Here is a 26828-nt window from a genome sequence, read left to right on the forward strand (position 1 = left end):
GCTATTGGGAAGGGTTAAGGACAAAAGGGTTGTGAGTCTGTAGTCAGATTTTAACAGGGAAGTTTATCGGGTTTAAGAGGCGATCGCTTCTCATGAGTCAACATTAGGTTTATCTGCGTTTTTTACGTCTGGAAGACCGAGAACGAGAGGACTTGTCTTCTGGGGATTCACCAGTCGTTTCTTCCTGGCTTTCTGGCTCTTCTTCTGTTTCTGAGTCTACACTATCCTCCATCTCCTCTTCTTCGGTCGTCTCAGGAGCCTCTGAGACAGTCTCCGGTAAGTCTGAACCAGACGGAGGGGGAATTTCAGCATTTTCAGAGTCAGAAGCTTCTTCTGGGCTATTTTCCGGCTCTTCCAGAGGTTCCGGTTCTGGCGTTTCTGGAGCTTCTGCCACTGGCTCCTCTAGAGTTTCTGGAGTTTCTGGAGTTTCTGGAGTTTCTGCTACTGGCTCCTCTAGAGGTTCCGGTTCTGGAATTTCTGGAGTTTCTGCTACTGGCTCCTCTAGAGTTTCTGGAGTTTCTGGAGTTTCTGGAGCTTCTGCTACTGGCTCCTCTAGAGGTTCCGGTTCTGGAATTTCTGGAGTTTCTGCCACTGGCTCCTCCACCGGTTCGGGTGCTGGAATTTCTGGAGTTTCTGCTACTGGCTCCTCCACCGGTTCCGGTGCTGGCGTTTCTGGCGTTGCAGTCTGAAATTCCGGCTCTTCTGGCGTAAAGGTTTCTTCATCTAAAGAGGGAGTTTCCGCCGGTTTTGACTTTTGGAATCGACTTTTAAGACGATTAAACAGGCCCAATAACCCCGATAGGGTTTTAGATTTCGGTTGGGGAGCTTTGGGTGAAGAGGAGTCTGCTGGACTTTCAGCAATGACGGGTTCTTCCGATTCGTCAAATTCTTCAGGTTCAGGCGCAGTTTCTATCTTACTCTCATCAGGAGCATCTGGGGCGATCGCCTCTTCCCCCTCTTTGTCCTCTACTTCCTCTGTCGGCTCTGTTTCCTGCTCCCATTCTACAAACCCTTGCACCTCTTCAGGTTCCGGCTCAGGTTCCGGCTCAGGTTCTGGACTTTCTGACTCCGAAATGGGCGTTTCTAAAGGAGTCGATTCATTCCCCACAGGAACAGGAGTTTCTGATAGCGCTTCCTCTGGTGCAACGGTAGCCTTAGTTTCTGGGGATTCAGCAGTAGGCACAGCCCCCCCTGGAGCTGGCGTTTTTTTCAAGAAACGATTCAGAGCGCCCAACCCATTCTGCTTTAACTGTTCCACTTCCACAGGAGTTTGTTGGTCTAAAGGAGTGGATTGGCGACGCAACGTTAAGGTTTCCCAACCCAAATACAACAGCAAAGGTACAGCCGCCATTTGGCCGAGCATCACCGCACCCGTAAACCGTCCGGCACAAAACCAGAGGGTTAGAGCATAGAGAAAACCTAACCCACTCCAGATAAAATCACTTTTGCGCCGATAAACCTCTGGAAAAAAGAAGAAAGCCATATAAAAAGCGAAACTTCCCAAACCAACGGCCAATGCCAGAATTTGTGCCATGTCTGCTGAACCCTCTGTTACTAATTCTCTATTTACAGCCTACAGGGTCATTTTACCGTGACGGCCCAGACTTAATCTCTTCTTTACGGGACTATTTTAAAGATCGGGCTAACCTTGTAGGTAATTTGCTGTTACAGCAAGCAATTGTTGGTTACACGAGTATATAAACTTATGACACAGCCAAGTTTTGGTCTAATTGGCCTTGCGGTTATGGGTGAAAACCTAGCCCTAAATGTAGAACGCAATGGATTTCCCGTAACGGTTTATAACCGCACTTATGCCAAAACTGAAGAGTTTATGGCCACCAGAGCCAAGGGCAAGAATTTCTTAGCCGCCCAAACTCTGGAAGAGTTTGTACAAAAACTCGATCGCCCCCGCAAAATTTTGATTATGGTAAAAGCGGGTAAACCCGTTGATGCCGTAATCGATCAACTCAAGCCTTTACTCGATGAAGGCGATATGATCATTGATGGGGGTAACTCCCTTTATGAAGATACGGAACGCCGCACCCAAGATCTCGAAGCCTGTAATCTAGGGTTTGTAGGCATGGGAGTTAGTGGTGGTGAAGAAGGAGCGCTGAATGGCCCCAGTTTAATGCCAGGGGGAACTCCAGCCGCCTATAAAGAATTAGAATCGATTGTCACCAAAATTGCTGCCCAAGTGGATGATGGCCCCTGTGTGACCTTTATCGGTAAGGGGGGAGCGGGTCATTATGTGAAAATGGTTCATAATGGCATTGAGTATGGCGATATGCAGCTCATTGCTGAAGCCTATGATTTGCTGAAAAATGCCGTAGGTTTAAGCAATCCCGAACTCCATGAAGTGTTTAAGGAATGGAATGAAACCGAAGAACTCAATTCTTTTTTAATTGAGATTACTAGGGATATCTTTAAGCATATTGACTCGGAAACCAACCAGCACACGATCGATCTGATTGTAGATGCAGCCGGTCAAAAAGGGACGGGACGGTGGACGGTGGTCACTTCTCTGGAATTAGGCGTGAGTATTCCCACGATTACCGCAGCCGTCAATGCTCGGATTATGTCTTCCTACAAGGAGGAGCGGGTTGCGGCTTCTGGGGAGTTAACGGGGCCCAGTGGCGAGTATGAGGGAGACCTAAAAGCCTTTATTCCTAAGATTCGGGATGCTCTCTATTGCTCGAAAATCTGTTCCTATGCTCAGGGGATGGCGCTGCTGAGTAAGGCTTCTCAGGAGTTTGGTTATGAGTTGAATCTGAGCGAAATTGCCCGCATTTGGAAAGGTGGGTGTATTATTCGAGCGGGTTTCCTGGATAAGATCAAGGTAGCGTTTAAGGATAATCCCAGCTTGCCTAATTTGTTGCTTGCTCCTGAGTTTAAGCAGAGTATTTTAGACCGTCAGCAAGCTTGGCGGGAAGTTTTGGCTCTGGCTTGTCAGTTGGGGATTCCGGTTCCGGCTTTTAGTGCGTCTTTAGACTACTTTGATAGTTATCGTCGGGCAAGCTTACCCCAGAATTTGACTCAAGCGCAACGGGATTTATTTGGCGCTCACACCTATGAGCGCATTGATAAGCCGAGAGGAGAGTTTTTCCATAGTCAGTGGATGAGCTAGAGGTTTAGTAACCGGTGACGTTTAGGGGCGAAAAATTTTTCGCCCCCACAGGAGTGTCTAATGGTGCATTATCAGCGCCCAAGGCTATATTTTGCTAAATTGGTGAGGTAATCTTGATCTAGGGTAAATGCGATCGCCTCTGGTCGCCTGTTCCTTTTGTACCCAAGGTATCCTATCCGTACTTCCCCAAAGCAATTTAGAGTATTTGATTATGATCAATCTAAGCGGCTACCAAATTCTTGCCAAGATCTATGAAAGTGACAAAACAGTAGTCTATCGGGGTTGTCAACAAAAAAGTAATCTACCGGTGATCTTAAAGCTCCTTAAAGGCGAGTATCCCACGGTAGAGGAGAGAAACCGATACCAGCAAGAATTTGAACTTCTCAATCGCCTGAATTTGGATAGTGTAGTTAAGGCTTATGCCCTAGAAAATTATAAAAATTCTTTAGTGATGGTCTTAGAGGATTTTGGGGGAGAATCCTTAAAACAATTATTGGCTTCTCAAAAGTTTACGCTTTTAGGTTTTCTCAATTTAGCCATCCGAATTGTTAAAAGCCTCGGAGATTTGCATCAAGCGAATATTATTCATAAAGATATCAATCCCGCCAATATTGCTTTTAATCCTGCCACTGGGCAAGTTAAACTGGTTGATTTAAGTATCTCTACAATTTTTAACCGAGAATCTCCATCATCCGGCCATGCTCCCACCATTGAAGGAACCTTAGCCTATATGTCTCCGGAGCAAACGGGCAGACTTAATCGCAGTTTAGATTATCGCACAGATTTCTATTCTTTGGGCACTACATTTTATGAATTGCTAACCCATAAGCTCCCCTTTGATGCCAGTGAAACAATGGAACTCATCCATTGTCATATTGCTAAACAACCCATCGCCCCCCATGTGGTGAATCCCGAAATTCCCCAAGTCGTCTCAGATTTGGTGATGAAGTTATTAGCCAAAAATGCAGAAGAGCGCTATCAAAGCAGTTGGGGATTACTGGCGGATTTAGAGTGCTGTTTAGTTAACCTGAAAGAAAATGATTGTATTGATTTCTTCCCCCTAGGAGAACAAGATATTTCAGATAAGTTTAAAATTCCCGAAAAGCTCTATGGACGGGATAAGGAAATTGATACCCTGTTAGCCGCTTTCGAGCGGGTAGCTGATGGGCAAAAAGAGTTTATGCTGGTGAGTGGATATTCTGGGATCGGAAAATCGGCATTAGTTCAGGAAATTTATAAGCCAATTACCCGCAAAAATGGCTATTTTATTTTGGGTAAGTTCGATCAGTTTCAGCGCAGTATTCCTTATTTCGCTATTGTTAAAGCCTTTTCAGAATTGGTGAATTTGTTGCTCACTGAAAGCGAACAAAAACTGAAGATATGGAAAGAGAAGCTCTTAGAAGCATTTGGCCCAAATGGTCAAATTATTATTGATGTCATTCCAGAAATCGAATATATTGTCGGCCCCCAACCTGCCGTTCTAGAATTAGGGCCAACAGAGTCTCAAAATCGATTTAATTTAGTCTTTCAAAATTTTGTTCGTATTTTTTGCGCTCCCGAACATCCCTTAGTGATGTTCTTAGATGACTTACAATGGGCTGATTCAGCCACCCTAAAATTAATTGAGCTAATGCTGACTGAAGCAGATGTTCAGAACTTTTTCTTAATTGGAGCTTATCGAGATAATGAGGTCAGTTCCAGTCATCCCCTGATCATGATGCTAGATTCTTTGCGGATTCAGTCGGTGACGATTAACCAAATTCATTTAAAAAACCTCAATCTCAATCAAATTTGCCAATTGATTTCGGAGACGTTACATCAAGATCAAGGTTTAGTGAGACCTTTAGCCGAATTGGTGAAAAATAAAACTGCGGGCAACCCATTTTTTGTGAATGAATTTCTGAAGACTTTATATCAAGAAAACCTCCTGACTTTTGTTCCTCCTCAGCCCAATGTTATGGGTGGATGGTCTTGGAATTTGGCAGAAATTGAGTCCATGAGTATTACAGAAAATGTGGTGGACTTAATGATTGGGAAGTTGCGAAAACTCCCAGGGAAAACCCAGGAAGTTTTGAAGTTATCAGCCTGTTTAGGCAATCAATTTGATTTAAATACCCTGTCCTTAATTTATGAAAAGGAATCCTACGGAACTTTTCAAGATTTATTACCGGCAATTGAGGAAAAAATGATCCAACCCAATTCGAGTAGAGAATGGGTGGATTTAGATTTAGTCACTGCGCCATTATTAATCTTGAATTATAAATTTTCTCACGATCGCGTGCAACAGGCAGCCTATGCTTTAATTAATGATGTGGATAAGAAAGCGGTGCATCTGAAAATTGGTCGGATGCTATTGGAAAGAACGCCAGTTGAATATCGCAGCGAGCGCATTTTTGAGTTGGTCGATCATATGAATGTGGGTCGGTCTTTAATAACTGAGCATGAGGAAATTTTGGAATTAGCTCAATTGAATTTAGAGGCTGGAAAACGAGCTAAAGACGCTACTGCTTTTGTGGCTGCTTCCCAATATTTAAGGGAGGCAATGAGCGGCTTACCGGATAATATTTGGGATTTAAATCATGGTTTTGCTTTTGCTTTATATAAGGAGCGGGCAGATGTGGAGTACCTGAATGGTAATTTTGCTGAATCAGAAGAGTTGATTGATGAGGTTTTGTCTCATGTAGATTCTGATTTTGAGAAAGCGGAGATTTATAATATTTTATTAATCCAAAATACCTTAAGAGGTCAATACCAAAAAGCGGTAGAAGTGGGGCGTATAGCCTTAGAAGTTTTAGGAATGGATTTACCTACTGAAAATTTAGATGGGGTGATTCCCCAGGAATTGGAAAAAGTGGGTCAAGCGTTAGGAAATCGCTCGGTTTTAGCGTTGCTGGATCAACCGAAAATGGAAAATTCAGTGGCTGAAATGAAGGTGAAGTTATTGAATAATTTAGCGCCACCTACTTATATGATTAATATTCAGTTGTGGACGCTGATGATTTTGAAGGGTGCAAGGTTGGTTTTAGAGGAGGGATATACCCCAGAAGTGGGTTTCTTTTTACCCACCTATGGCATTTTGTTGGTGAATTTGTTTGGAGACTACCGCAATGCTTATGATTTGGGTAGGGTTGCCTATCAACTGAATCAAAAGTGGGGACATCCGACCTATAAAGCTGGTGTTTGTTTAATTAGCACTTTAAATTATTGGTTTCATCCCATGAAAGAGTCAACGGCTTTAGGAAATGAAGGGTATCAATCTGCTTTGGATTCTGGTGATTTACTCTATGCGGGTTATGTGCTGCATAATCAGTCGATTAATTTCTTTGTCCAAGGTAAACCGGTTCATGAAATTCTAGAAGAAATTCCTAAGTATTTACCCTTTGCACAGAAAACAGAAAATCAATTAGTTACTGAGATTTTGCTGGGTTTACAGTTGGTACTGTGCAATTTAGACGATCAAACGGATGATCCGTTCAGTTTTGATGGCCCCAGTTTAACTGAAGCAGAATATGTTGCTCTTTGTCAACAAAATCAGAATTTGTTTGCTCTGTGTATTTATCAAATTTTCAAGATGCAAACGTTATATATTTATGGCAATCTAGAGGCAGCATTAGCCTTGAGTAAGGAGATTTCGGAGCGACTTCAGTTGATTCTGGGGACTGTGCCGGTAACTGAGTATAATTTTTATTCTTCTTTGGTGTATCTATCGGTTTATGACTTGGTAGAGGAGGATGAAAAAGAGGCTCTCTTAAGTAAGGTTAGAGAGAATCAGAGTCAGTTAAAGATTTGGGCGGAAAACTGTGCGGCGAATTTCTTGCCTAAGTATTTACTGGTAGAAGCAGAGTTAGCCCGTATAGAAAGTGACTTTGAATTGGCGATCGATCTTTACGATCGCGCGATCGCCGTAGCAACAGAGCATGAGTTAATTGCGGTTCAAGCTTTAGGGAATGAACGAGCGGCTGATTTTTGGCTGCAAAAAAACAAGTTTTCTTATGCTCTGGTGCATTTACGGGAGGCTCACTATCATTACCAGAAATGGGGAGTGAAACGTAAGGTTGAATCTCTGCAATTAGAATACCCTCAATTAGCCGCTAAATTAAATCAACCCAAGGAAGCTTTAGATGTGAATAAAACGATTCACACCTCGACGAACTCAATTTCGAGTAGTCTGGATTTAAATACGGTTCTCAAAGCGTCCCAAGCTATTTCCAGTGAGATTGTTTTAGATAAGCTGTTGGCTAATTTAATGGAAATCTTGATTGAAAATGCGGGAGCGCAATCGGGATTTTTATTACTCCCCAAAGAGGGTAAGTTCCTGATTTCTGCCTCAGCATCTGTTGATGAGCAAGCAATTATTAACCCGCAATCTACTGCTGTAGAAAGCAGTGAAGAACTACCAGTTAGCATCATTAACTATGTGGAGCGATCGCTCTCAGATGTGGTGTTAAGTTATGCCTGTCGAGATGGGCAGTTTACCAACGACCCGTATATTATTAAACATAAGGTTAAGTCTGTTCTCTGTATTCCTATTGTGAGTCAAGGGCAACTGATTAGTATCCTCTATTTAGAGAATAACCTAACGACTGATGCCTTTACTGGCGATCGCATTGAAGTGTTGCAAGTTTTATCCTCCCAAGCGGCAATCGCCCTCGATAACGCCCTCCTCTATGCCTCCGTCGAGCAAAAAGTCCAAGAGCGCACCCAAGAATTAAACCAGAAAAATCAAGATTTATCCCAAACCTTAGAAGAGCTAAAACGGACTCAAGCTCAATTAATCCAAACGGAAAAAATGTCCGGTTTAGGTCAAATGGTAGCCGGGGTTGCTCATGAAATCAATAATCCAGTCAGCTTTATTTATGGGAACCTCGCCCCTGCTACTGAATATGTACAAGATTTACTCTCCCTGATCGATCTCTATCAAACCCATTACCCCAATCCTGTTGAAGAAATAGAAGGACTCATTGAGGATATCGATCTCGAATTTATTAGCGAAGACTTAAAAAATCTCCTCAATTCGATGCAAGTCGGAGCTGAACGCATCCGTAATATTATCCTCTCTCTTCGCAACTTCTCCCGACTCGATGAAGCCGATAAAAAACCCGTTAATCTTCATGATGGACTCGATAGTACCCTGCTGATTTTGCAAAATCGCTTCAAAGAATCGGGCAATGAGAAAGAGATTAAAATCATTAAAGAGTATGGCAATTTACCCCTGGTGAACTGCTACGCTTCCCAACTCAATCAAGTGTTCATGAATTTGTTAACCAATGCCTGTGATGCGATGCAAGATCAGCGCAGTGCAGAAACTTCAGATCGACAACCTTCGATTACGGTTTGCACACAGGTTACCGATCGCCAATCTGTGGAAATCATTATCGCCGATAATGGCCCAGGAATGACTGAGGAGACGATCCAAAAAATCTTTAATCCCTTCTATACCACTAAACCCGTCGGTTCCGGAACCGGTTTAGGCTTGTCCATCAGCTATCAAATTGTAGTGGAAAAACATAGCGGACAACTCAATTGTATTTCTCAACCCGGAGAAGGCGCTAAGTTTATTGTGGAAATTCCCTTACGTCCGGTAGAGGAGGAATAATTAACAATTAATAATTAACAATTAACAATTAATATCAAGTCCAACATGAACCTGTCTGCGAAGCGGAAATACCCTAATTAAAAACCCAGGGAGCGAGACGCTCCCACTCCAGTCGTATCAAGCGGTTTCAGGAGTGCGAGCATCTTGCTCGCTTCTCTTTTCCCATTCACCGGACTTGATTATGAATGGGTTTTACGCCATCGCTGAGGAATCCAAATCCGGGGGCACATCCTGCCAACGACCTGGCCCGATTGCCTGAAGCGCTTCCTTCAACACCACATCCCCGGTGTATAACGCCTTACCCACAATTACCCCAGTCACCCCCAAACGCTCTAGGGACAACAAACTGAGCAAATCCGTCACACTACTGACTCCACCAGAGGCAATCACCGGCACATTCACCGCTTCCGCCACTTCTCGCAAGGCTGGAATATTCGGCCCCTTCAGGGTTCCATCTCGGTGAATATCCGTATAAATAATACCGTAAACCCCCATCTGAGCGCATTGTTGGGCTAATTCAATCCCCGAAATCTTAGAAGTTTCCAACCATCCTCTAGTTGCCACCTTACCCTCACGGGCATCAATCCCCACCATAATTTGCCCTGGAAACTCTTGACAGAGCTGTTGGACAAGTTCGGGATTTTCCACCGCCACCGTGCCCAGAATCGCCTGTTGGACACCGGTAGAGAGCAAATTGGCCACCCCTGCATAGTCGCGCAAGCCACCCCCCACTTGTACCGGAATCGGAATCGCTTGGGCGATCGCCCCAATCACCTCCAAATTCACCGACTGTCCCGACTTCGCCCCATCGAGATCCACCACATGCAAGCGGGTTGCCCCCTGAGACACCCATTTTTCGGCGATCGCCACCGGATCTTCATCAAACACCTGACTTTGCTCATAATCCCCCTGATACAAGCGCACGCAGTTTCCCTGAAGCAAATCAATCGCTGGAATCACATCCATAACCCTTATTCTCCTAACACCTCAAAATCCCCTCTATCCTACCTTAATTCTCTCCTTGCATCCCTCAAACAAACCGATCCGTTTGCGCCTCATGTTCCACCCGAAAAACATTCGCATATAAATTAGCAATCACCTGCTTTCCTTCCTGAGTCAACTTCAAATGATTCAACGAGGGCTTAATATAAGGAGAAACCACATTCCAAAAAAACGCCGGATAATTATTCCGCAAATCCCCAGGATTTTCATACCCCAACTGTTTATTCGCCCCATTTTCCTCAAACTCATAAAACAGCGCTGGAATCTTCTGCAAATACTGCGGATCGCTCAACTGACCAATTAAATCCGCACCCCGAACCAAACCCGGATAATTGGCCGTCTCCGCATGATCTTCATCCTTGGGAACTGGAAAACGAGTCAACTCAATATTGCGCTTAATTTCCTCTGCATCAATTAATTTATGACCCCCAAACCGCTCGTCAATAAACCGCTTACCCCGGTCAACATGATAAGGCGTAAGCGCCGCATCCGTTGCCCCTGGCAGCAACTCAATCATACTGTTGTCAATTCCAGAATCATACAACCGTTCTGAATGCCTATCCTGACGACAAACTCCCTTAATATAGCCAATATCATGACAGAGCAAAGAAATCATGAAATGAAGCCAATCCTCTGCCGAAACTCCACCTTCACGAATATGTTTTCCGCGTAGAATTTCTTGCCCCACCAACGTTACAAAAATCGTATGTTCCACATTGTGGTAAAGGGCATCACTATTGGCAATATTCTCTAGGGCCATACTCCCGGCCCAAACGATAATATCCGCATAATCAGGTTTATAGCCACCATAAGTTCGGTGGTAACCCTCACGGATTTTCACCAAGAATTCATTAATGACAACAGAAGTCAGATTTAACATTAGAGTCTTTGAGGACGTGCATTCATCTGGCGGGGGATCTTCTTAAAATTATACAAGAAATACTCCTCTTTTTTCAGAATTAATCCCGCTAATCCTTCCTGAGCATTTCTGTAATTCACCTTAAGCTTACAGCCATTGGCCAACAGCATTCCTTAACATAATCAAAAAGCCAATCTAAAGTGCTTCAGACCCTCGCGGTCTTCCCTGTCCATTGCCCTCATGAGGAACCCGATCCATGGCCGATACCCATGTCGAAGCCGATCAAGAACATGCCCTAGACCGGGATTGTACCACCCTATCCCGCCATGTCCTCCAACAACTCCAAAGCTTTTCCCCAGACGCTCAAGACCTCAGTGCGATCATGAACCGCATTGCCCTAGCCGGAAAACTCATCTCCCGTCGCCTCTCCAGAGCTGGACTGATGGAAAACGTTCTAGGATTCACAGGAGAAACCAACATCCAAGGGGAATCCGTCAAAAAAATGGATGTCTACGCCAACGACGTATTCATCAGCGTCTTCAAACAAAGTGGTCTCGTCTGTCGCCTCGCCTCCGAGGAAATGGAAAAACCCTATTACATCCCCGAAAACTGCCCCATCGGTCGCCATACCCTCATTTACGACCCCATCGACGGCTCATCCAATGTCGATACCAACCTCAACGTCGGCTCCATCTTCTCCATCCGCCAACAAGAAGGACTAGACTTAGACTCTACGGCTTCCGACCTTCTCCAACATGGGCGCAAACAAATCGCCGCCGGTTATATCCTCTATGGCCCCAGCACCATGCTCGTCTATTCCGTCGGCAATGGAGTCCATGCCTTCAACCTAGACCCCAGTTTAGGAGAATTCATCCTCAGCCGAGAAAATGTCCAAATCCCCAGCCATGGAGCCGTCTACAGCCTCAATGAAGGCAACTTCTGGCAATGGGACGAACCCATCCGGGACTACGTGCGCTATGTTCATCGCCATGAAGGATACACCGCCCGCTATGGCGGAGCCTTAGTCGGTGATTTTCATCGCATTCTCTTCCAGGGAGGAGTCTTTTTGTATCCTGGCACTCTGAAAAAACCCGAAGGTAAACTACGATTACTCTATGAATCCGCTCCCCTAGCCTTTCTTGCAGAACAAGCAGGAGGCCGGGCTAGTACAGGGACTCAAGACATCTTAGATGTCATTCCCAAAGAACTGCACGCCAGAACGCCTCTGATTATTGGCTCTCCAGAAGATGTCGCATTAGCCGAATCCTTCCTCAACCCTGCCTAGCCAGATAAAATAAGTCCACACCCACCTTCTGTAAATCTACACTTAGACCCAACTATTGCTGATTAACTCTCTATGGTTACACTCACAGAAAACCCTCTGCGCGTTGGACTACAACAAGACCGCATTCCCGAACCCCAGATTTTAATTATTTTTGGTGCATCTGGAGACCTCACCCAACGCAAATTAGTCCCGGCTCTCTATCAAATGAAATTAGAGAGACGACTGCCCCCAGAATTAACCATTGTGGGAGTGGCTCGTCGCGAGTGGAGCCATGACTTTTTTCGCCAGCATATGCGCGAAGGTGTGGAAGATTTTGGGGGCGGTCTTCAGTCAGAACAGTTATGGCATGAATTTGCCCAAGGCCTGTTTTATTGTTCTGGAGATATTGACAGCCCTGAAAGTTATCAAAAGCTCAAAGCCTTTCTCGAAGAACTCGATACTCAACGAGGAACTCGCGGTAACCGAGTTTTTTATCTGTCCGTTGCCCCTCGGTTCTTTGGAGAAGCCACCCAACAGTTAGGGAATGCGGGCATGTTAGATGATCCGACGAAGCAACGGTTGGTGATTGAAAAACCCTTTGGCCATGATTTGGGCAGCGCCCGCACATTGAACCGGGTAGTGACTCAAGTCTGTGATGAAAAACAGGTATACCGCATTGACCATTATTTGGGTAAGGAAACGGTACAAAATTTGTTGGTCTTTCGGTTTGCCAATGCCATTTTTGAACCCCTCTGGAATCGCCAGTTTATTGACCATGTGCAAATTACGGTGGCGGAAATGGTGGGCTTGGAAGGACGGGCCGGTTATTATGAAACCTCTGGGGCGCTGCGGGATATGGTGCAAAACCATTTGATGCAGTTGTTTTCGCTGACAGCTATGGAACCGCCTAATTCTTTGGATGCTGATAGTATCCGCAATGAGAAGGTGAAGGTGGTACAGGCGACCCATTTGGCTTCTTTGAGTAATTTGGATCAATGTGCAGTTCGGGGTCAATATACGTCGGGTTGGATGAAGGGTAAGCCGGTTCCGGGATACCGAGATGAGGAAGGGGCAAGTCCGGATTCGGTGACTCCGACTTATGCAGCCCTGAAGTTGAATATTGATAATTGGCGCTGGAAGGGGGTTCCGTTCTATTTGCGGACGGGGAAACGGATGCCGAAAAAGGTTTCGGAGATTGCGATTCAATTTAAGGAAGTGCCTTATTTGATGTTCCAGTCGGCGGCGAAACAGGCAAACCCGAATGTGCTGGCGATGCGAATTCAGCCGAATGAGGGGATTTCGATGCGCTTTGAGGTGAAAACGCCGGGGAGTTCTCTGCGGACGCGATCGGTTGATATGGATTTTGGCTACGATCGCGCCTTTGGTCAAGCCAACACCGATGCCTATAGTCGTTTGTTGATCGATTGTATGTTAGGCGACCAGACCCTGTTTACCCGTGGCGATGAGGTGGAAGCTTCTTGGCGAGTATTAACGCCAGTGTTGGATGTTTGGGATGCTCCGGCTCCTCCGGAAGTGATTCCCCTCTATGAGGCGGGGACATGGGAACCGGTGGAGGCAGAGTTATTGCTGAACCGAGATGGCCGCCGGTGGCGGAGACTTTGATGAGTTGAGATAGGGACACGGGGACACGGGGACACGGAGACGCGGAGACACGAAGAAATTCCCATTCCCCCATTCCCCCATTCCCCCATTCCCCCATTCCCCCATTCCCCCATTCCCCATTACCAATTACCCATTACCCATTACCAATCATGACTACTACTCCGATTGTTACTTTACAAAAACCGAAAGATATTTCTCTAGGTGAGATTGAGGCAGAACTCAATAAGATTTGGTTGAGCCAAAATACAGGCAAGGCTACCCCAGTGGCTACAAGAGCGGCAACGTTTAGTATGGTGATCTATGAGCCGGAGGAATTCCAACAGTTGTTGGCTAGTTTGGGGTTCTATCGCGGTTCTATTGATGGCATTAATGGCCCGATGATGAAGGAGGCGGTGCGGGAGGCTCAGATGACCTATGGTTTGAGGGTTAACAGCCGTATTGATGGGGAGACGCTACACCGTTTGCGTGAGAAGTATAGCAAGCGATCGCCCTCCCAAGTGACCCAGCTTAGTAATGTAGATTTGCGGGGATCGAGTGTGAGTGAGGCGATCGCCTCCCAAAATCCCTGTCGGATTATTACCCTCTGTCCGGTTTTAGGAGAAGATCGAGGGGTGAGTGCCCAAGTTTCTGCCTATTGTCCCATTCAAAAAAGCAGTAGTAGTAGCACCTTAGTGTGTTGTGAATACATTACCCTGCGAGGGACAAAAGAAGCGTTAGAGCGCGTTAAAGACCTAATTTCTTCCCTACTCATTCCCGATTTACCCAAATTTCTTTGGTGGAAAGCCACCCCTAACCCAGAACAACCTCTATTTCAGCACTTAGCTGAACAAGCCAATTGTATTGTGGTCGATTCCTGTTATTTTAGCGATCCGGCTTCAGAATTACTGAAAATTCATGAATTAATCGAATCGGAAACCTATATTGCTGACCTCAATTGGCATCGGTTTTATCCCTGGCAAGAATTAACGGCTGCTGCCTTCGATCCTCCGGAGCGTCGAGATTCTCTAGGAGATATCGATCAGGTGACCATTGACTATGAGAAAGGGAATGATGCCCAAGCTTTGATGTTTTTGGGATGGTTAGCGAGTCGCCTTGGTTGGCAACCGGTAGCTTATAACGATGAAGGCGGCGATTATGATATTAAACGGATTGAATTTTCTGGCCCAGAAAATAAGAAAATTTATGCGGAGTTAGCGGGTATTCCGACGGCTGACTGGGGCGAAATTCCAGGAGATTTAGTCGGGGTTTTGCTCAATTCCAGTAATCCTAATGCCAATTGTTGCACGATTTTATGTTCGGAAACGACCGGATGTATGCGGATGGAAGCCGGTGGCAGTGCGAGTAATAGTCGTACTGAACAGGTAACTGCGGTGACGGATCAGAAGGCAGAAGAAATGATGAGTCAACAGTTGCAACGCTGGGGACGAGATGTTTTATATGAGGAAAGTTTAGCGGTGACTGCCCAGATTTTGAAGTTGCGATAAGGTATAGCCCTCACCCCCAACCCCCTCTCCCACGGGAGAGGGCGGCTCAAGAAATTCTCGTAGAAACAGTCATTCATTTGACCCTTGATGAAGCCAGTTGAGTAAGAATTCTGGTACAGCTTGCCTAGTGCGCTGGTGAGCATCAATGCAGACATGGCGAGTCATGGCTTTAGCGGCGACGCGATCGCCCACTTTGATCGTATAATTAATTTCATATTGTTCTGGATCTAAAAGTACCGGTACTAATACAATTTCCAGACCATCGCCACAAGTGAGCGGTCGATAAAAGTCGGCTTCACTATGAATAATGGGAAAGGCTATCTTCGGCTGACAAAAGAACTTCTTTAAGTCAATTCCAGCAGCAGCCAAAGATGCTTCATAGGCTTCATGGCAAAACAGAAATAAATTGGCAAAATAAACGACACCCGCAGCATCGGTTTCTGCAAAGCGAACGGTTCGAGTATAGTGAAAAGTCATAGGCAATGATCCAAGATGACCAATGCTGTTATAGCGTTCAATCAGGATAATTACCACAAGATCCTCGATGGGACGGGGGGGTTGGCGCATTCCTTGCTTTTAAAGTGGCGATCGCCTCATGCTGCCCTTTTCAACTCTACTCGCTTTGTCTGCACAGAAACGGAATCAGCGCCTCGCAGACTTTTTCTGGCCAATCTTCCTGTGCATAATGACCGACTTCTTCTAAAGAAATAAATTCGGCTTGGGATAGGCTAGAAATCGCTTCTTTTGCCCTCGACTGTAATAACCAGGGATCGCTTTTTCCCCAAATCACTTGTAGGGGTTTTGACCATTGGGGGAGAGTGCTGTTAATTTCAGCTAAACTCGATTTTAGATTCAGATTTCGCAAGGTTGCTAACAGAGCGCGTCCAGCGGCCGAACTTTCAAGAAAGGGACGACGATAAACCGTGAGATCTTTTTCCTCAACTTGATAGGGCGATCCCCCTTCTAGGGTGCGATCGACGATCAGGGGATCTTGGGTCATCATTTCCCCGGCTAGGGGTAGGGTAAATTGCTGAATTTTCCAGGGGAGTTTATCCTGGGGACTCAGGGGCATGTTAATCAGGCTGAGGCGATGGATGCGATCGCCATTTTGCAGAGCATAGAGGAGTCCCGGAACACTGGTGTAGCCTTGCAGCACTAGGGAAACTTGCTCCAATTCTAGGCTATCAATGAGGTCTCCTAAAGCTTGAGCAAACGCTTCAGGAGTATAGGCAAAGTCCCGTTTTTCTGGTTGCGATGATTTCCCCGCACCGATCCAGTCGGGGGCGATCGCCCAAAACCCTTGTTCCGCTAAAGACGGCAAAATCTCCCGCCAACTATAACTTTGGCAGAGTAACCCATGGAGCAATAGAACCGGGGGTTTGTCCGTCGCTTGCATCGGTTGCCCTTGGCGATAAAACCACTCTAGGGAACCGACTTTAATTTGCTTCTCCTCTATAGACACTCTTGTTGCTTGGCTCCGTTTCACTTTACTGGCACGGAGTTAGCATACCGTGGTTTTTGCCTCCCTGAATAGCCCATCCGGTCTGAGCGCAATTGTTAAATTTTGTTAAAAATCGCGATTTTGTAGCTTTGACTACAAAATTTTTTGATATAGTTAAAACTGTAAGGAAAAAACCACTTAATAAAACAACTGGAGAAAAACTATGTTATCTACTAACGATCAAGCCCGCGCTTTAATGCACCGCCATCATCACCTCGTAAAAAACCGTCAACAGTCCATGCTCAACCGCTCCGCAGCCGAAGTTGGACTCGATCAAACCGGTGACTACTGGAATAACATCCAAGGTAAACCCGTTGGTGGAGTTAGTGAAACCTATGACCGCAGTGGTTCATCCATGAGCTAGTTGGAAAGGGGGTTAGCCACCCCATCTAAAGCATTAAATAATAACCATTTGTACTTCAAAAACAGGAGGACGTTTCTAAATCAGAAGCGTCCTTCATTGCGATCCCCCCAACCCCCCTTAAAAAGGGGGATTTAGGGGGATCTTGTCCGACTATACGTCTCGCTCCCTAAATTTTTAACGATCCCAACAACTTAAGCGCTCCCAGCTTTCACCAAATCAACCGGTGAGGTGGATTGACTCTTCTGGTACTCAGTGACAATTTCTCGGAATTGATCGCCCTCAATGGTTTCTTGGTCTAATAAAACATCCACCAGTTTATCCATCAGGGGGCGATGTTCCCGGATCAATTTACGAGCTTGTTCATGACAGCGTACAGCAATTTCTCGAACTTGGCGATCGATTTGGGTGGCCACTTCTTCCGAATATTCAGAACGAGTCATTAAATCTCGGCCTAAAAAGACTTCACTATTGCCACTTTCGAGGGCTAGAGGGCCCAAATCGGACATGCCATAACGGGTGACCATTTCTCTAGCAAGTTTAGCCACATTTTCGATATCGCCACTGGCTCCTTTGGTCACTTCTGCATAGCCAAAAACCTCTTCTTCAGCCGCTCGTCCACCAAGCAAAATGGTAATTTGATTGAGCAACCAGGCACGACTATATAATCCACTGTCAATCATGTCTTCATTAAAGACTTGCTGGGCAAATCCACCAATGCCTCCGGAACGGGGAATGATGGTGACTTTATTCAGGGGGTCAGACTTTTTGAGTAGGGTCATTAAGAGAGCATGGCCGGTTTCATGGTAGGCAATGAGGCGCTTTTTTTTGCTATCGAGCAAGGGATTTAAAGTGAGGCCAATGGTGACGCGATCGATCGCATCATCGACTTCTAGAGGAGTAATGGCTTCCTTGCGCCGTCGAGCTGTGAGAATGGCGGCTTCATTGAGCAAGTTGGCTAAATCTGCACCAGAAAAACCAGGGGTGCGTTGGGCGATCGCCTCTAAAGACACATCCGCCGACACTTTCTTATTACGAGCATGAACCTCTAGAATCCCCAACCGCCCCTTATAGGTGGGTAAATCCACCATCACCTGACGGTCAAAGCGACCGGGACGCAACAGGGCCTGATCTAGGACATCCGGGCGGTTGGTTGCTGCAATTACAATCACGCCACTGTTGCCTTCAAACCCATCCATTTCGGTTAACAATTGGTTTAGGGTTTGCTCCCGTTCGTCATTACCTCCGCCAATACCCGCACCCCGTTGACGACCGACGGCATCAATTTCATCGATAAACACTAAACAGGGGGCATTTTCTTTAGCTTTCTTAAACAAGTCCCGAACCCGCGAAGCCCCCACACCGACGAACATCTCCACAAACTCGGAACCGGAGATGCTGAAGAAAGGAACACCCGCTTCACCGGCGATCGCCTTAGCCATCAGCGTTTTTCCGGTTCCCGGAGGCCCCACTAATAACACCCCCCTAGGAATTTTCGCCCCAATCGCGGTAAACCGCTCCGGTTGTTTCAAGAAGGTAACCACCTCTTGCAGCTCTTCCTTGGCTTCCTCAACGCCAGCCACATCATTAAACACCACCCCCGTTTTGGCTTCCATCTGGAATCTAGCCTTTGATTTGCCAAAATTCAAGGCATTGCCCGCCGACTGGGAAGAGCGCTTAATAATCATCATTAATCCAATCACCACCAACAGGATTAACAACAAATTGGCCACACTACTGACGACTACCCGATTATCCGCACTGGCTTGTTCCCCAAAGCTGACTTTATTCGCCTTGAGTATTTCAATGAGTTCGGGATTGCGCTCAAAAATTACCACTTCTTGCTCGATATCCGATCCCTCTAACTTCACTTGGGCGCGGTTTTTCGTGGGGTCAATTTCCACATGGTCAACCTCTCCCGCTTCAATTTTGTCCAACAATTGGGTATAACTGAGGGGCTGGGACTGAGCCTGGACTGGACGAGTTAAGAGGGCCCAGGTAAACAGCAAGGAACTACTCAGGGCTACTGTAGCGCCCAGGGACATTCCTTTACGTTTGAAGGTTTGAGCCATAGTTTTGAATTGAGAACTGTTCATAGCGTGAGATCAGGTGGTGCGATCGCCCAAGAATACATTAACGAATAATTTAAGTGTATCGCTGAGAGTGGGCAGTGGGGGAACAGGGAATCTCCCTATCCTCCCATCCCCGAATTACCCCTTGACCCCGTAGTAAGCCAGTATTGGCTCCAGGACAGATATATTCCAAGGGTTTATCCTTAAAAATCTCGCGCAACCGTTGTACACTGGCGAGTTGTCGCTGCCAGTGGAAGGTTTTACTGGTGCGTAGGGGGGTAGGATGGCCTTGGGCATTGGGGAGTAGGTGGCGACCGGTAAACAAGATGCCTCCTAGGGAAGGATCGTAGAGACATGATGATCCGGGAGAATGGCCCGGAGTCCATAAAGCTTGGATTTGTTGGTCAGAAAAGGTTAATTCGTGCTGGAATGAGGTTACACTCAATTTGGGCAAAAGATAAGCCTCTTGTTCTTGGATGATGACTTCACAGTTAAACGTTTGTTGAATTTCACGGACTTTGGCGATCGCCCCCCGATGGGTCAAAAATAGAAACTGTACTCCTCCTTGGTTTTGTAAGAAGTCTTGGTTGGTCTGATTCCAAGCTGGACAGTCAATGAGGATATTGGCACAGTTGCCTACAATAAAATAGGAGGTTGCTCCCAAGGTCTCTCGATTGGGGGGAAAGGCGAATCGGTTTTCTAGGATCGGCTTCGGTTGTTTTGGAGACTGGCTTTGCTCCTTGGGATTTGCATGATTTAAAGATGCCATGACTTTGATATTTCTACTGTTGCTTGGACTGATTACTTATTTCATTGTGCAGCGTGGTGTGGCCAGCAGCACCACCACTCCCGTTTGGCTTTTGTGGTTGGTGATGATGGCTCCAGCTCTGGCCTGGACGCTGTGGATGTTGATTCAAGGAGAAGATAGCCCCCCACCTTTGGGGGTGATGATTGCCTTGTTTATCATTTCTTCTCTGTTGTATTTATATCTGATTCAGGTGGGACGGTCTTCTCCCCCAGCTCAGGATAGTGCTGAGACTCCAGAGCCGTCCAAAGTTTCACCGGCTTCCCTGACGATAGAACAACAGAAACAATTACAACAGTGTTTTCCTTGGTCTGCCTATGCCCTCCATGAGACGGAGTGTAAGGGGCAAGTGGTGATTTGTCGAGGTCAGTTGCGGACTTCTTCTGAAGTAGCCTATCAGACAGTGCGGGAAAAAATTGAGGCTCAATTTGGCGATCGCTTTTTGATTGTGTTCCAAGAGGGGTTTGAAGGTAAGCCGTTTTTTATCTTGATTCCTAATCCTCAGTTTGAAGCTAAAACTCCCCAACCTCGCTTAACTCGACCGATGACCGCTTTGGGATTGTTAGCCCTAACGGTATTAACTACTACACTGATGGGCACTTTGGCCTTTTCCGATTTGGCTTCTCCAGAAGTGGAAAATAACCCCCATTTACTGCTGGAAAATCCCAGTCTTCTGGCTCCGGGTTTACCCTATGCGATCGCCTTAATGACCATTTTGGGTATCCATGAGTTGGGCCATTATCTCATGGCCCGTCGTTACAAAATTAAAGCTACATTGCCCTATTTTATCCCTGTGCCCTTTTTCCTGGGAACCTTTGGGGCGTTTATTCAAATTCGCTCCCCCATGCCCAATCGTAAGGCATTATTTGATGTAGGAATTGCCGGGCCTTTGGCGGGTTTGGTGGCAACAATTCCCATCTTGATCTGGGGGTTGTCCCTCTCTGATGTGATTGCGGCCTCGGAAAATACAAGCATGTTTAATTTTGATTCCCTCAATCCTAAAGCTACAGTGCTATTAGCGATCCTGAGTAAAATTGCCCTGGGAAATCAGTTAACGGGGGATATGGCCCTGAATCTGCATCCGGTGGCCGTGGCTGGATTTTTAGGCTTGGTGATTACTGCTCTGAATTTGATTCCGGTGGGTCAGTTGGATGGGGGCCATGTGGTTCATGCGATGTTTGGTCAACGAACGGCGATCGCCATTGGTCAAATTTCTCGCTTATTGGTGCTGATTTTGGCCTTTTTGCGCCAGGAATTCCTCTGGTGGGCGATCTTTTTGTTGCTGATGCCGATCGCCGATGAACCGGCGTTAAATGATGTGACAGAATTGGATAATGGGCGGGATTTCTTGGGATTATTGGCTTTAGTGATTTTAGTGATGATTGTGTTACCTGCTCCCCCCACTTTAATTGAATGGTTCTATGGCTGAAGATATCCGACAGTGGTTAGATCAAATTCGTCAATTGCAAGAGCAAATGAGGGACTTGCAACAAGAGTGCGATCGGGCTTATGCAAGTGCGGCCAATTGGCAGCGTTTGTATGAAACGGAGGCTCAACAGCGCCGAAATGATACCCAGCGCACGGGAGAAAAGATTAAGCAGCTTAGAAGTCAGCTACAGAGTTTGCAGCAACCGCGACCTGAGTTATCTGGGAATATCGCTCCAGTGGAAGAGGAGGTAGAGAACCTGTCCCTAGAGGAGATGAAGGCGAAGTTAGTGGAGATCTTACAAGAGCGCGATCGCCTTTTGCAAACGGTTAGCGCTCTCTCCCAAGCGCTGCAAACGGAGAAAGAGCAACATACGCAAACTCGCCAGAATTTAACTTCAGCCTTGGGAGATGCAATCGAGCGCTTGAATCAATTGAAAAACCGGTAAGTGCTATCACCGGTCGATCTTATGCTTTCGAGCCTGCTTGCTATTTTCAAATCATCTATAGCAAACCTAAATGAGTTATGTAACGATTGTTCCTCATCCCCCTACCCCCTTCTCCCACGGGAGAAGGGGGAAAGTCCCTCTCCTGTGGGAGAGGGATTTAGGGAGAGGGCGTTAAGTTCTGAACTATTCATCGTCTATCCCCTCTAATAACCGCTCTAGATAACTCTGTCGCCAATTTTCCCGTTCCTGTTGTGTTTGCTCATCCGGTTGATAGGCTTCAATCTCCTGGATAGATAGGATGCCTTTTTCTTGAGCTAACCGTTCAATGGTATCCAGGCGATCGTGCAATACAGATACTTCACTAGCCAAGGTCATAATAAGGGTTAATAACCGATCGACTTTGGCGTTATCTAAATAAACAGGGCGTTTTCCCTTGACTTTCTTCACTAGGGTTATCCTCGAATTTTTACGTTATTTTATACGATGATTGAGGTTTTTGAAGGTCAGCATAAAAGCAAATCTGCTAGAATTTGATTAACTGACCCAATCAATCGAGGTAATTTACCATGAACTTACAACAATTAAAACAATACCGCTCTAACATTATTAAATTAGCTGAACAATATCACTCTGCTAATATTAGAGTATTTGGTTCAGTTGCTAAAGGTGAAACGACCGAAAATAGTGACATTGATTTTCTGATCGATCCCACCCCAGAACAAGATTTATTTGATGTCATTCGCTTACGAAGAGCATTACAAGAATTGCTGAAATGTGATGTTGATATTGTGCATAGTACAGCATTGCATCATACCATTAAACAGGAAGTTTTATCCTCGGCAATTCCCCTATGAATAAACAAAAATCTCCTCTATTTTTTCTTTATCACATTAAAGAATCTATTGAAGCGATTGCCATTCATATTCAGCACGGGAAAGAAAGTTTTTTAACCAATCGAACAGTAAAAATGGCTGTACTTCGTGAACTAGAAATTATTGGTGAAGCAGCCAATAAACTCCCTGATGAATTAAAAAATCAGTATCCTTCAGTACCTTGGCGGGATATTACAGACTTTAGGAATATTCTCGCTCATCATTATTGGGCAATTGATTTAGAAACTGTCTGGAATATTATCCATAATCCTGATAAATTACCTGACTTAAAAAATCAAGTAGAAATTTGTATTCAAGAGTTAGAAAATCGATCGCCTTCGACACCCAACCAAAAGTGAACGCAGAAACCCGGTTTCTAACCCTCAATCTCAATTTCTCCCCCCTTGTCAGCTACCTCTTTTCATCTTCAGCATCTGAAGGTAAGGCTAACTTGATATTGATATCAATGGAGATGGTGTTGGTATTGTAATCTTCAAAACTCATATTGACAATCTTGACTAATGGTTCAATAGGTACAGAAGAATTCGTCTTAGATGTTACAGAAGACCGAGATTGCCTTTTATATCCCGCATCTTCCAGCAAGTGATCGATATTTCTCCAGTTCTCGATCTTCTGACTCGGTACATCCGGGAGTTGTTTTAGGTATGGATATAACGTTTTACAGACATAGACTTCAATTCCCTTTTCGCTTTGAACCAGTTTCTTTGCTATTTCCCTAGGACTACAACCACACAATAACCCGCGCAAATAAAGCTTTTCCCGTTCAGTCAATCCCTTTCTAGCACGAGGGGAACAGAGTCGTTTTGCTTCTGCCAAATCTCGGTACAGTCGTTCGAGATCCCAACGATCTGCTGCCTCAGAAAACATCTCATCACTAGACATGGCGAGGGTTTGAAGTATGTTGATAGTGTTATCCTAACCAAAAGTTACAGTCTCGGTTAGTCGTTGAATAGTAGTAACTAGCTTAACATAGGTAGTGGCGACCAGTCTATCTTCAGTCTAACGGGACTTTGTAAAGCGCCATAACAACTACAAGCCAGTCAGTCCATCTCTGTAACTTTTTGTAAAGTGTATCAAGATTCATAAGTAGAGCTAATCTATATGGCAAATAAATTCCGGGTTGTATATGAATGGCTAAAGCGGTTAGTAGGTGGCAATGTACCTTCTCAAGAGCCTTCTCGGAGATCGCCAAGAAAAAAATTTGATATTGTAAACTTCACACAACAAACATCGGTTATACAACGAACAGCAACGGGTAGAACAGATAAATTTAAACACATTACTCAAACTCGGCCCAAAACATGCCCTATATGTCGTACCTCTACAGCAGGGAATATTACCAAGTTAGATAACGGATCGTGGAAATGTAAAGCCTGTGGTCACACATGGAGAAGTTAGAGATGAAAACCCAATTTTCTATTACTAAAATCACCGATCTCGAAGACAACCCATTCGATCGACAACAACGAATTGCTGGATGGGATCAACAAAAACTTAAGGATGCTCATGTTTTGGTTGTCGGCGCGGGAGCGATTGGTAACGAAACCCTAAAAAACCTTGCTCTTTTAGGAGTAGGAAATATCTACATTGCTGATTTTGATACGATATCGACTTCTAATTTGAGTCGGACTGTATTATTTCGTAAAGCAGACAAAGGGAAGTTAAAAGCAGAAGTTGCTGCCATACGAACCAAGGAATTGGCATTAGCAGACAATGTACACATTCACTATTTTCATGGAGATATTGCCTGGGAACTAGGAACAGGAGTTTTTCGATCCATGAATTTAGTCCTGGGTTGCTTAGATAATGTAGAAACAAGATTGGCAGTCAATAAACAGTGTTGGTTGGCGAATACTCCTTGGATTGATGCGGGAATATACGAACTAGGAGGTCATGTTGCCGTTTATATTCCGCCAGAACCACCATGTTATCAATGTGGAGTAACCAAAGAACAGCTAAGAGCAGCACGAATACGATACTCCTGTGACGACTTTAAACGGACGGTTCTGAAAGAAGGCAAAATGCCTACGGTACAAGTAACATCATCTATTGTTTCTGCCATTCAAGTTCAGGAAGCGGTGAAGTTATTGTGCGATCAAAATGTTGAAAATGGAAAAAGAATATATTTTCAAGGAAGAGTTAATGATTTTGATATTTTAACTTTGAATAAAAATGAAAATTGCTATGGACACGCAACTTACCCAGAAATTCTTTCACTGCCATTAAGTCATTCCGTTTCATTACGAGAATTTCTGGAGTTCATATCAAAAGACGACTGGTCAGGTGCAGATGCTACTCTTGATTTTCGCTCCGATCGCACGTTTGTTCAGTCTGTCTCCTGTAAATCATGTGGTGTCGAAATTCCGTTGAATAAACCCAGTTTTCGTATATTTGATACGGAAACCATCTGTAATAACTGTATCCAAAAAGGAGTTGATGAAAGCTATGTTAGTAGAAGTGAGCAGGTATCCTCCAAACAAACGATATCGGAGTTTAGCCTATCTCATACCCCCAAAGACTTGTTGAATATGAGCCTTTGGCAACTCGGTGTACCTCACCGTCATGTAGTTGCGGTATATGACCTAGACCACAACTACAAATATTACGAATTATCTTTGGATCATCCATTTACTGAAGTCGGATTGACATAGGAACAAAAAAATGGCAGACGTTAACGTTAATTTCGTTCATCCTACAGATGGCAGGATGGTGACTGTGACTCTAGACGATAGTATTACAGCACAAGAAGCTGTTGCGGAATTAATTACAGCTAATTTTCTAACCCCAAACTCTCAAGGTTACGGATTAGCCTTTAAAGGTGGCAGCATGATTGAGCCTGGTCAAACTTTCCAGGATGCTGGTGTCGAAGAACCCAACAAAAATACAATCCGTGTTGTCCCAGCTACTGATGCAGGAATTTAATGGAGGAGATACACATGGCTACACCTCAAGAAGCTCGATTGATTCGATTGAAAAATGACCATAGTGAAATGGTCAATATTAGAGGTAATATCATCCAGTGGAAGCCTATCAAGGGTAATCCTCCTTACGTTGAAGCCTATGAACTCACTGTCAAAGTAAAGACCATTATTAATTCAACGCCGAGCTACCGCGATGAACATATCATTTCTCTAGAGCTATCAGAGGCTTACCCGAATAGTCCTCCATTAATCAACATGAAAACCAGCCCGCCTCCTTACCATCCTAACTGGTATCGTAATGGTAACTGGTGTTATGGATCTTGGGATGTTTCTGAAAGCTTAGGAAATCACGTTATTCGCATGATCCGAACTTTGCAGTTTGATTTAGAGATCACCAACCCTAATAGTGCGGCTAATGGTGATGCTAACAATTGGTTCTTGCGGAATAAAACCAGCAATCTATTTCCTTGCGATTCTACAAATCTTCCCGATCCAACCAAGTCGAAATTCACAGTCCAGCCTGAGATTAAGAAAAAATTTCAGATTCAATAAACCCTTGCAAAAACCCCTCTTAATTCTCCAAGTTTAGAGGGGTAATGGCTGAATTATGCATCTTTTTGAGAGGAGACATGATATGGGAAGCAACATAATAAGAGATCCTGAAATACCTAGTGTGGAAATTCCATCTATCAAGTTTATATCGTACAATCAAAAACTTTATATTCAGATGTTTATAAAAAGTTGGATACAAATACAAGATAATCTCTTGGTAAAATCTTTGCGTATTCATCAAGGTTTTTGGTTTTCTACTAATCTAACTTTTTATCCGAAAAATACTTATCAAGAAAAATCAGAAAACACCATACCTATCAAGAATATTTTTGATTATACCCTTCCTGGAAATTTTGTACCCGAAATAAAGTTGATAGGAGACTCACCAATTATTTTTCATCCTCATTTTAGTCAACCAGGGATGTTTGGTTGGGGTAAAAACGGACAGTGGATAGATTATTCTGAGGGAACTGTTCCAGAAAAAGATCTGGGAAGCTATATTTTACGGGTAGCCCGCTCTCTTCAATATGAAGAGGACTATATACAGCCAGACTCACCAAGAGTTGCTAATCAAGAAGCAGCAATATGGTACAAGCAAAATAAAAGAGTGTTTTGCCCTACCGATCATATTCAATTTCCCAGTAGTAAGACATTTCAGATAACGTCTACCAAGCATTTCAATGTTCAAAACCAGCATAAATTTCAAGTCACATCAAGCCACCAGTTGCCAAGGAAAGTCAAGTTTGAGATCCAAGACTCCAAGCCTTCTTACTCTCCGGCTGAAAGAAAAAAGGATGATATGCCCCTTGCGACCGCTTTTAATTCTGATTTCCGAAGAAATAGAGAAGAATCTTCTCGCGATTATCTCTGCTATAGCAGTGAAAGGGAGAGTTAGGA

General features: G+C 44.8%; 23 protein-coding genes. 14 read left to right on the forward strand and 9 right to left on the reverse strand.

The window, feature by feature from the left end; all coding sequences use genetic code 11:
* Positions 1 to 109: 109 nt before the first annotated feature.
* Positions 110 to 1534 carry a Ycf66 family protein gene (locus AC3FZD_RS19205; protein WP_488737555.1) on the reverse strand — a complete coding sequence of 475 codons (1425 nt, stop codon included), beginning with the start codon at positions 1532 to 1534 and terminating at the stop codon, positions 110 to 112.
* Positions 1535 to 1705: 171 nt separating this feature from the next.
* On the opposite strand from AC3FZD_RS19205, the gene gnd reads away from it, so the two are divergent.
* Together gnd and AC3FZD_RS19215 are read left to right on the forward strand one after the other, a co-directional pair.
* Positions 1706 to 3124, forward strand: coding sequence for a decarboxylating NADP(+)-dependent phosphogluconate dehydrogenase (gnd, locus tag AC3FZD_RS19210; RefSeq protein ID WP_488737556.1), 1419 nt, complete (start codon positions 1706 to 1708; stop codon positions 3122 to 3124).
* Positions 3125 to 3251: 127 nt separating this feature from the next.
* Positions 3252 to 8720: a trifunctional serine/threonine-protein kinase/ATP-binding protein/sensor histidine kinase gene (locus tag AC3FZD_RS19215; protein ID WP_488737557.1), complete on the forward strand. Its 5469-nt coding sequence runs from the start codon at positions 3252 to 3254 to the stop codon at positions 8718 to 8720.
* 192 nt (positions 8721 to 8912) lie between these two features.
* Here the strand turns inward: AC3FZD_RS19215 and hisA are convergent, their stop codons facing one another.
* Both hisA and AC3FZD_RS19225 read right to left on the reverse strand, forming a co-directional pair.
* Positions 8913 to 9686, reverse strand: coding sequence for a 1-(5-phosphoribosyl)-5-[(5-phosphoribosylamino)methylideneamino]imidazole-4-carboxamide isomerase (gene hisA / locus AC3FZD_RS19220; protein WP_488737558.1), 774 nt, complete (start codon positions 9684 to 9686; stop codon positions 8913 to 8915).
* Positions 9687 to 9750: 64 nt separating this feature from the next.
* On the reverse strand, positions 9751 to 10602 hold the full coding sequence (locus AC3FZD_RS19225; protein WP_488737559.1) for an Npun_R2479 family HD domain-containing metalloprotein: 852 nt from the start codon (positions 10600 to 10602) through the stop codon (positions 9751 to 9753).
* Positions 10603 to 10837: 235 nt separating this feature from the next.
* Between AC3FZD_RS19225 and fbp the strand changes: the two genes are divergently transcribed.
* The 3 genes from fbp (at position 10838) to opcA (ending at position 14952) form a co-directional block, all read left to right on the forward strand.
* Positions 10838 to 11866, forward strand: a complete 1029-nt coding sequence (fbp, locus tag AC3FZD_RS19230; protein ID WP_488737560.1) for a class 1 fructose-bisphosphatase — start codon at positions 10838 to 10840, stop codon at positions 11864 to 11866.
* A gap of 72 nt (positions 11867 to 11938) precedes the next feature.
* Positions 11939 to 13468: a glucose-6-phosphate dehydrogenase gene (gene zwf / locus AC3FZD_RS19235; protein ID WP_488737561.1), complete on the forward strand. Its 1530-nt coding sequence runs from the start codon at positions 11939 to 11941 to the stop codon at positions 13466 to 13468.
* Between the two features lie 149 nt (positions 13469 to 13617).
* Positions 13618 to 14952 carry a glucose-6-phosphate dehydrogenase assembly protein OpcA gene (opcA, locus tag AC3FZD_RS19240; RefSeq protein ID WP_488737562.1) on the forward strand — a complete coding sequence of 445 codons (1335 nt, stop codon included), beginning with the start codon at positions 13618 to 13620 and terminating at the stop codon, positions 14950 to 14952.
* A 69-nt stretch (positions 14953 to 15021) separates the two neighbouring features.
* Here opcA and AC3FZD_RS19245 read toward each other — a convergent pair whose 3' ends face one another.
* Entirely contained in the window at positions 15022 to 15429 is a 408-nt protein-coding gene (locus tag AC3FZD_RS19245) for an acyl-CoA thioesterase (RefSeq protein ID WP_488737563.1), read from the reverse strand.
* Positions 15430 to 15565: 136 nt separating this feature from the next.
* Positions 15566 to 16438 (reverse strand): alpha/beta fold hydrolase, encoded by an 873-nt coding sequence (locus AC3FZD_RS19250; RefSeq protein ID WP_488737564.1) that lies wholly within the window; start codon positions 16436 to 16438, stop codon positions 15566 to 15568.
* A 178-nt stretch (positions 16439 to 16616) separates the two neighbouring features.
* Here AC3FZD_RS19250 and gifA point away from each other — a divergent pair, with 178 nt between their 5' ends.
* Positions 16617 to 16817 (forward strand): glutamine synthetase inactivation factor IF7A, encoded by a 201-nt coding sequence (gifA, locus tag AC3FZD_RS19255; protein ID WP_488737565.1) that lies wholly within the window; start codon positions 16617 to 16619, stop codon positions 16815 to 16817.
* 191 nt (positions 16818 to 17008) lie between these two features.
* Here gifA and ftsH read toward each other — a convergent pair whose 3' ends face one another.
* A complete protein-coding gene (gene ftsH / locus AC3FZD_RS19260) occupies positions 17009 to 18886 on the reverse strand; it encodes an ATP-dependent zinc metalloprotease FtsH (RefSeq protein WP_488737566.1) in 1878 nt (625 codons plus the stop codon).
* 73 nt (positions 18887 to 18959) lie between these two features.
* Positions 18960 to 19655 (reverse strand): MBL fold metallo-hydrolase, encoded by a 696-nt coding sequence (locus AC3FZD_RS19265; protein WP_488737567.1) that lies wholly within the window; start codon positions 19653 to 19655, stop codon positions 18960 to 18962.
* On the opposite strand from AC3FZD_RS19265, the gene AC3FZD_RS19270 reads away from it, so the two are divergent.
* Complete coding sequence (locus AC3FZD_RS19270) at positions 19654 to 21120, forward strand: site-2 protease family protein (protein WP_488737568.1); 1467 nt, start codon at positions 19654 to 19656, stop codon at positions 21118 to 21120. The genes AC3FZD_RS19265 and AC3FZD_RS19270 overlap by 2 nt on opposite strands.
* The gene (locus AC3FZD_RS19275; RefSeq protein ID WP_488737569.1) at positions 21113 to 21565 is read left to right on the forward strand and encodes a hypothetical protein; all 453 of its coding nucleotides are present in this window, start codon (positions 21113 to 21115) and stop codon (positions 21563 to 21565) included. The genes AC3FZD_RS19270 and AC3FZD_RS19275 overlap by 8 nt, the downstream gene beginning before the upstream one ends.
* 183 nt (positions 21566 to 21748) lie before the next feature.
* Here AC3FZD_RS19275 and AC3FZD_RS19280 read toward each other — a convergent pair whose 3' ends face one another.
* On the reverse strand, positions 21749 to 22012 hold the full coding sequence (locus tag AC3FZD_RS19280) for a hypothetical protein (protein ID WP_488737570.1): 264 nt from the start codon (positions 22010 to 22012) through the stop codon (positions 21749 to 21751).
* 119 nt (positions 22013 to 22131) lie between these two features.
* Between AC3FZD_RS19280 and AC3FZD_RS19285 the strand changes: the two genes are divergently transcribed.
* Positions 22132 to 22419 (forward strand): nucleotidyltransferase family protein, encoded by a 288-nt coding sequence (locus tag AC3FZD_RS19285; protein ID WP_488737571.1) that lies wholly within the window; start codon positions 22132 to 22134, stop codon positions 22417 to 22419.
* Positions 22416 to 22796 (forward strand): HepT-like ribonuclease domain-containing protein, encoded by a 381-nt coding sequence (locus AC3FZD_RS19290; RefSeq protein WP_488737572.1) that lies wholly within the window; start codon positions 22416 to 22418, stop codon positions 22794 to 22796. The genes AC3FZD_RS19285 and AC3FZD_RS19290 overlap by 4 nt, the downstream gene beginning before the upstream one ends.
* Before the next feature lie 52 nt (positions 22797 to 22848).
* Here AC3FZD_RS19290 and AC3FZD_RS19295 read toward each other — a convergent pair whose 3' ends face one another.
* On the reverse strand, positions 22849 to 23340 hold the full coding sequence (locus AC3FZD_RS19295) for a DNA-binding response regulator (protein ID WP_488737573.1): 492 nt from the start codon (positions 23338 to 23340) through the stop codon (positions 22849 to 22851).
* Between the two features lie 518 nt (positions 23341 to 23858).
* Here AC3FZD_RS19295 and AC3FZD_RS19300 point away from each other — a divergent pair.
* The 4 genes from AC3FZD_RS19300 to AC3FZD_RS19315 all read left to right on the forward strand — a co-directional run bounded on the left by AC3FZD_RS19300 (position 23859) and on the right by AC3FZD_RS19315 (position 26826).
* Positions 23859 to 25109, forward strand: coding sequence for a HesA/MoeB/ThiF family protein (locus tag AC3FZD_RS19300; protein WP_488737574.1), 1251 nt, complete (start codon positions 23859 to 23861; stop codon positions 25107 to 25109).
* 10 nt (positions 25110 to 25119) lie between these two features.
* Entirely contained in the window at positions 25120 to 25380 is a 261-nt protein-coding gene (locus tag AC3FZD_RS19305) for a hypothetical protein (RefSeq protein ID WP_488737575.1), read from the forward strand.
* Positions 25381 to 25394: 14 nt separating this feature from the next.
* Positions 25395 to 25931, forward strand: a complete 537-nt coding sequence (locus tag AC3FZD_RS19310; RefSeq protein WP_488737576.1) for a ubiquitin-conjugating enzyme E2 — start codon at positions 25395 to 25397, stop codon at positions 25929 to 25931.
* A gap of 82 nt (positions 25932 to 26013) precedes the next feature.
* A complete protein-coding gene (locus AC3FZD_RS19315; RefSeq protein WP_488737577.1) occupies positions 26014 to 26826 on the forward strand; it encodes a ubiquitin-conjugating enzyme family protein in 813 nt (270 codons plus the stop codon).
* The last annotated feature ends 2 nt before the right edge of the window (positions 26827 to 26828 follow it).

The sequence above is a fragment of the Roseofilum sp. KMC-1 genome (assembly GCF_057802075.1).

What these genes read in the sequence shown, in the direction of transcription:
- AC3FZD_RS19205 (WP_488737555.1), bottom strand. Translation starts at nt 1,534, where the DNA reads ATGGCACAAATTCTGGCATTGGCCGTTGGTTTGGGAAGTTTCGCTTTT.
- gnd (WP_488737556.1), top strand. Translation starts at nt 1,706, where the DNA reads ATGACACAGCCAAGTTTTGGTCTAATTGGCCTTGCGGTTATGGGTGAA.
- AC3FZD_RS19215 (WP_488737557.1), top strand. Translation starts at nt 3,252, where the DNA reads ATGCGATCGCCTCTGGTCGCCTGTTCCTTTTGTACCCAAGGTATCCTA.
- hisA (WP_488737558.1), bottom strand. Translation starts at nt 9,686, where the DNA reads ATGGATGTGATTCCAGCGATTGATTTGCTTCAGGGAAACTGCGTGCGC.
- AC3FZD_RS19225 (WP_488737559.1), bottom strand. Translation starts at nt 10,602, where the DNA reads ATGTTAAATCTGACTTCTGTTGTCATTAATGAATTCTTGGTGAAAATC.
- fbp (WP_488737560.1), top strand. Translation starts at nt 10,838, where the DNA reads ATGGCCGATACCCATGTCGAAGCCGATCAAGAACATGCCCTAGACCGG.
- zwf (WP_488737561.1), top strand. Translation starts at nt 11,939, where the DNA reads ATGGTTACACTCACAGAAAACCCTCTGCGCGTTGGACTACAACAAGAC.
- opcA (WP_488737562.1), top strand. Translation starts at nt 13,618, where the DNA reads ATGACTACTACTCCGATTGTTACTTTACAAAAACCGAAAGATATTTCT.
- AC3FZD_RS19245 (WP_488737563.1), bottom strand. Translation starts at nt 15,429, where the DNA reads ATGACTTTTCACTATACTCGAACCGTTCGCTTTGCAGAAACCGATGCT.
- gifA (WP_488737565.1), top strand. Translation starts at nt 16,617, where the DNA reads ATGTTATCTACTAACGATCAAGCCCGCGCTTTAATGCACCGCCATCAT.
- ftsH (WP_488737566.1), bottom strand. Translation starts at nt 18,886, where the DNA reads ATGGCTCAAACCTTCAAACGTAAAGGAATGTCCCTGGGCGCTACAGTA.
- AC3FZD_RS19270 (WP_488737568.1), top strand. Translation starts at nt 19,654, where the DNA reads ATGACTTTGATATTTCTACTGTTGCTTGGACTGATTACTTATTTCATT.
- AC3FZD_RS19265 (WP_488737567.1), bottom strand. Translation starts at nt 19,655, where the DNA reads ATGGCATCTTTAAATCATGCAAATCCCAAGGAGCAAAGCCAGTCTCCA.
- AC3FZD_RS19275 (WP_488737569.1), top strand. Translation starts at nt 21,113, where the DNA reads ATGGCTGAAGATATCCGACAGTGGTTAGATCAAATTCGTCAATTGCAA.
- AC3FZD_RS19285 (WP_488737571.1), top strand. Translation starts at nt 22,132, where the DNA reads ATGAACTTACAACAATTAAAACAATACCGCTCTAACATTATTAAATTA.
- AC3FZD_RS19290 (WP_488737572.1), top strand. Translation starts at nt 22,416, where the DNA reads ATGAATAAACAAAAATCTCCTCTATTTTTTCTTTATCACATTAAAGAA.
- AC3FZD_RS19295 (WP_488737573.1), bottom strand. Translation starts at nt 23,340, where the DNA reads ATGTCTAGTGATGAGATGTTTTCTGAGGCAGCAGATCGTTGGGATCTC.
- AC3FZD_RS19300 (WP_488737574.1), top strand. Translation starts at nt 23,859, where the DNA reads ATGAAAACCCAATTTTCTATTACTAAAATCACCGATCTCGAAGACAAC.
- AC3FZD_RS19305 (WP_488737575.1), top strand. Translation starts at nt 25,120, where the DNA reads ATGGCAGACGTTAACGTTAATTTCGTTCATCCTACAGATGGCAGGATG.
- AC3FZD_RS19310 (WP_488737576.1), top strand. Translation starts at nt 25,395, where the DNA reads ATGGCTACACCTCAAGAAGCTCGATTGATTCGATTGAAAAATGACCAT.
- AC3FZD_RS19315 (WP_488737577.1), top strand. Translation starts at nt 26,014, where the DNA reads ATGGGAAGCAACATAATAAGAGATCCTGAAATACCTAGTGTGGAAATT.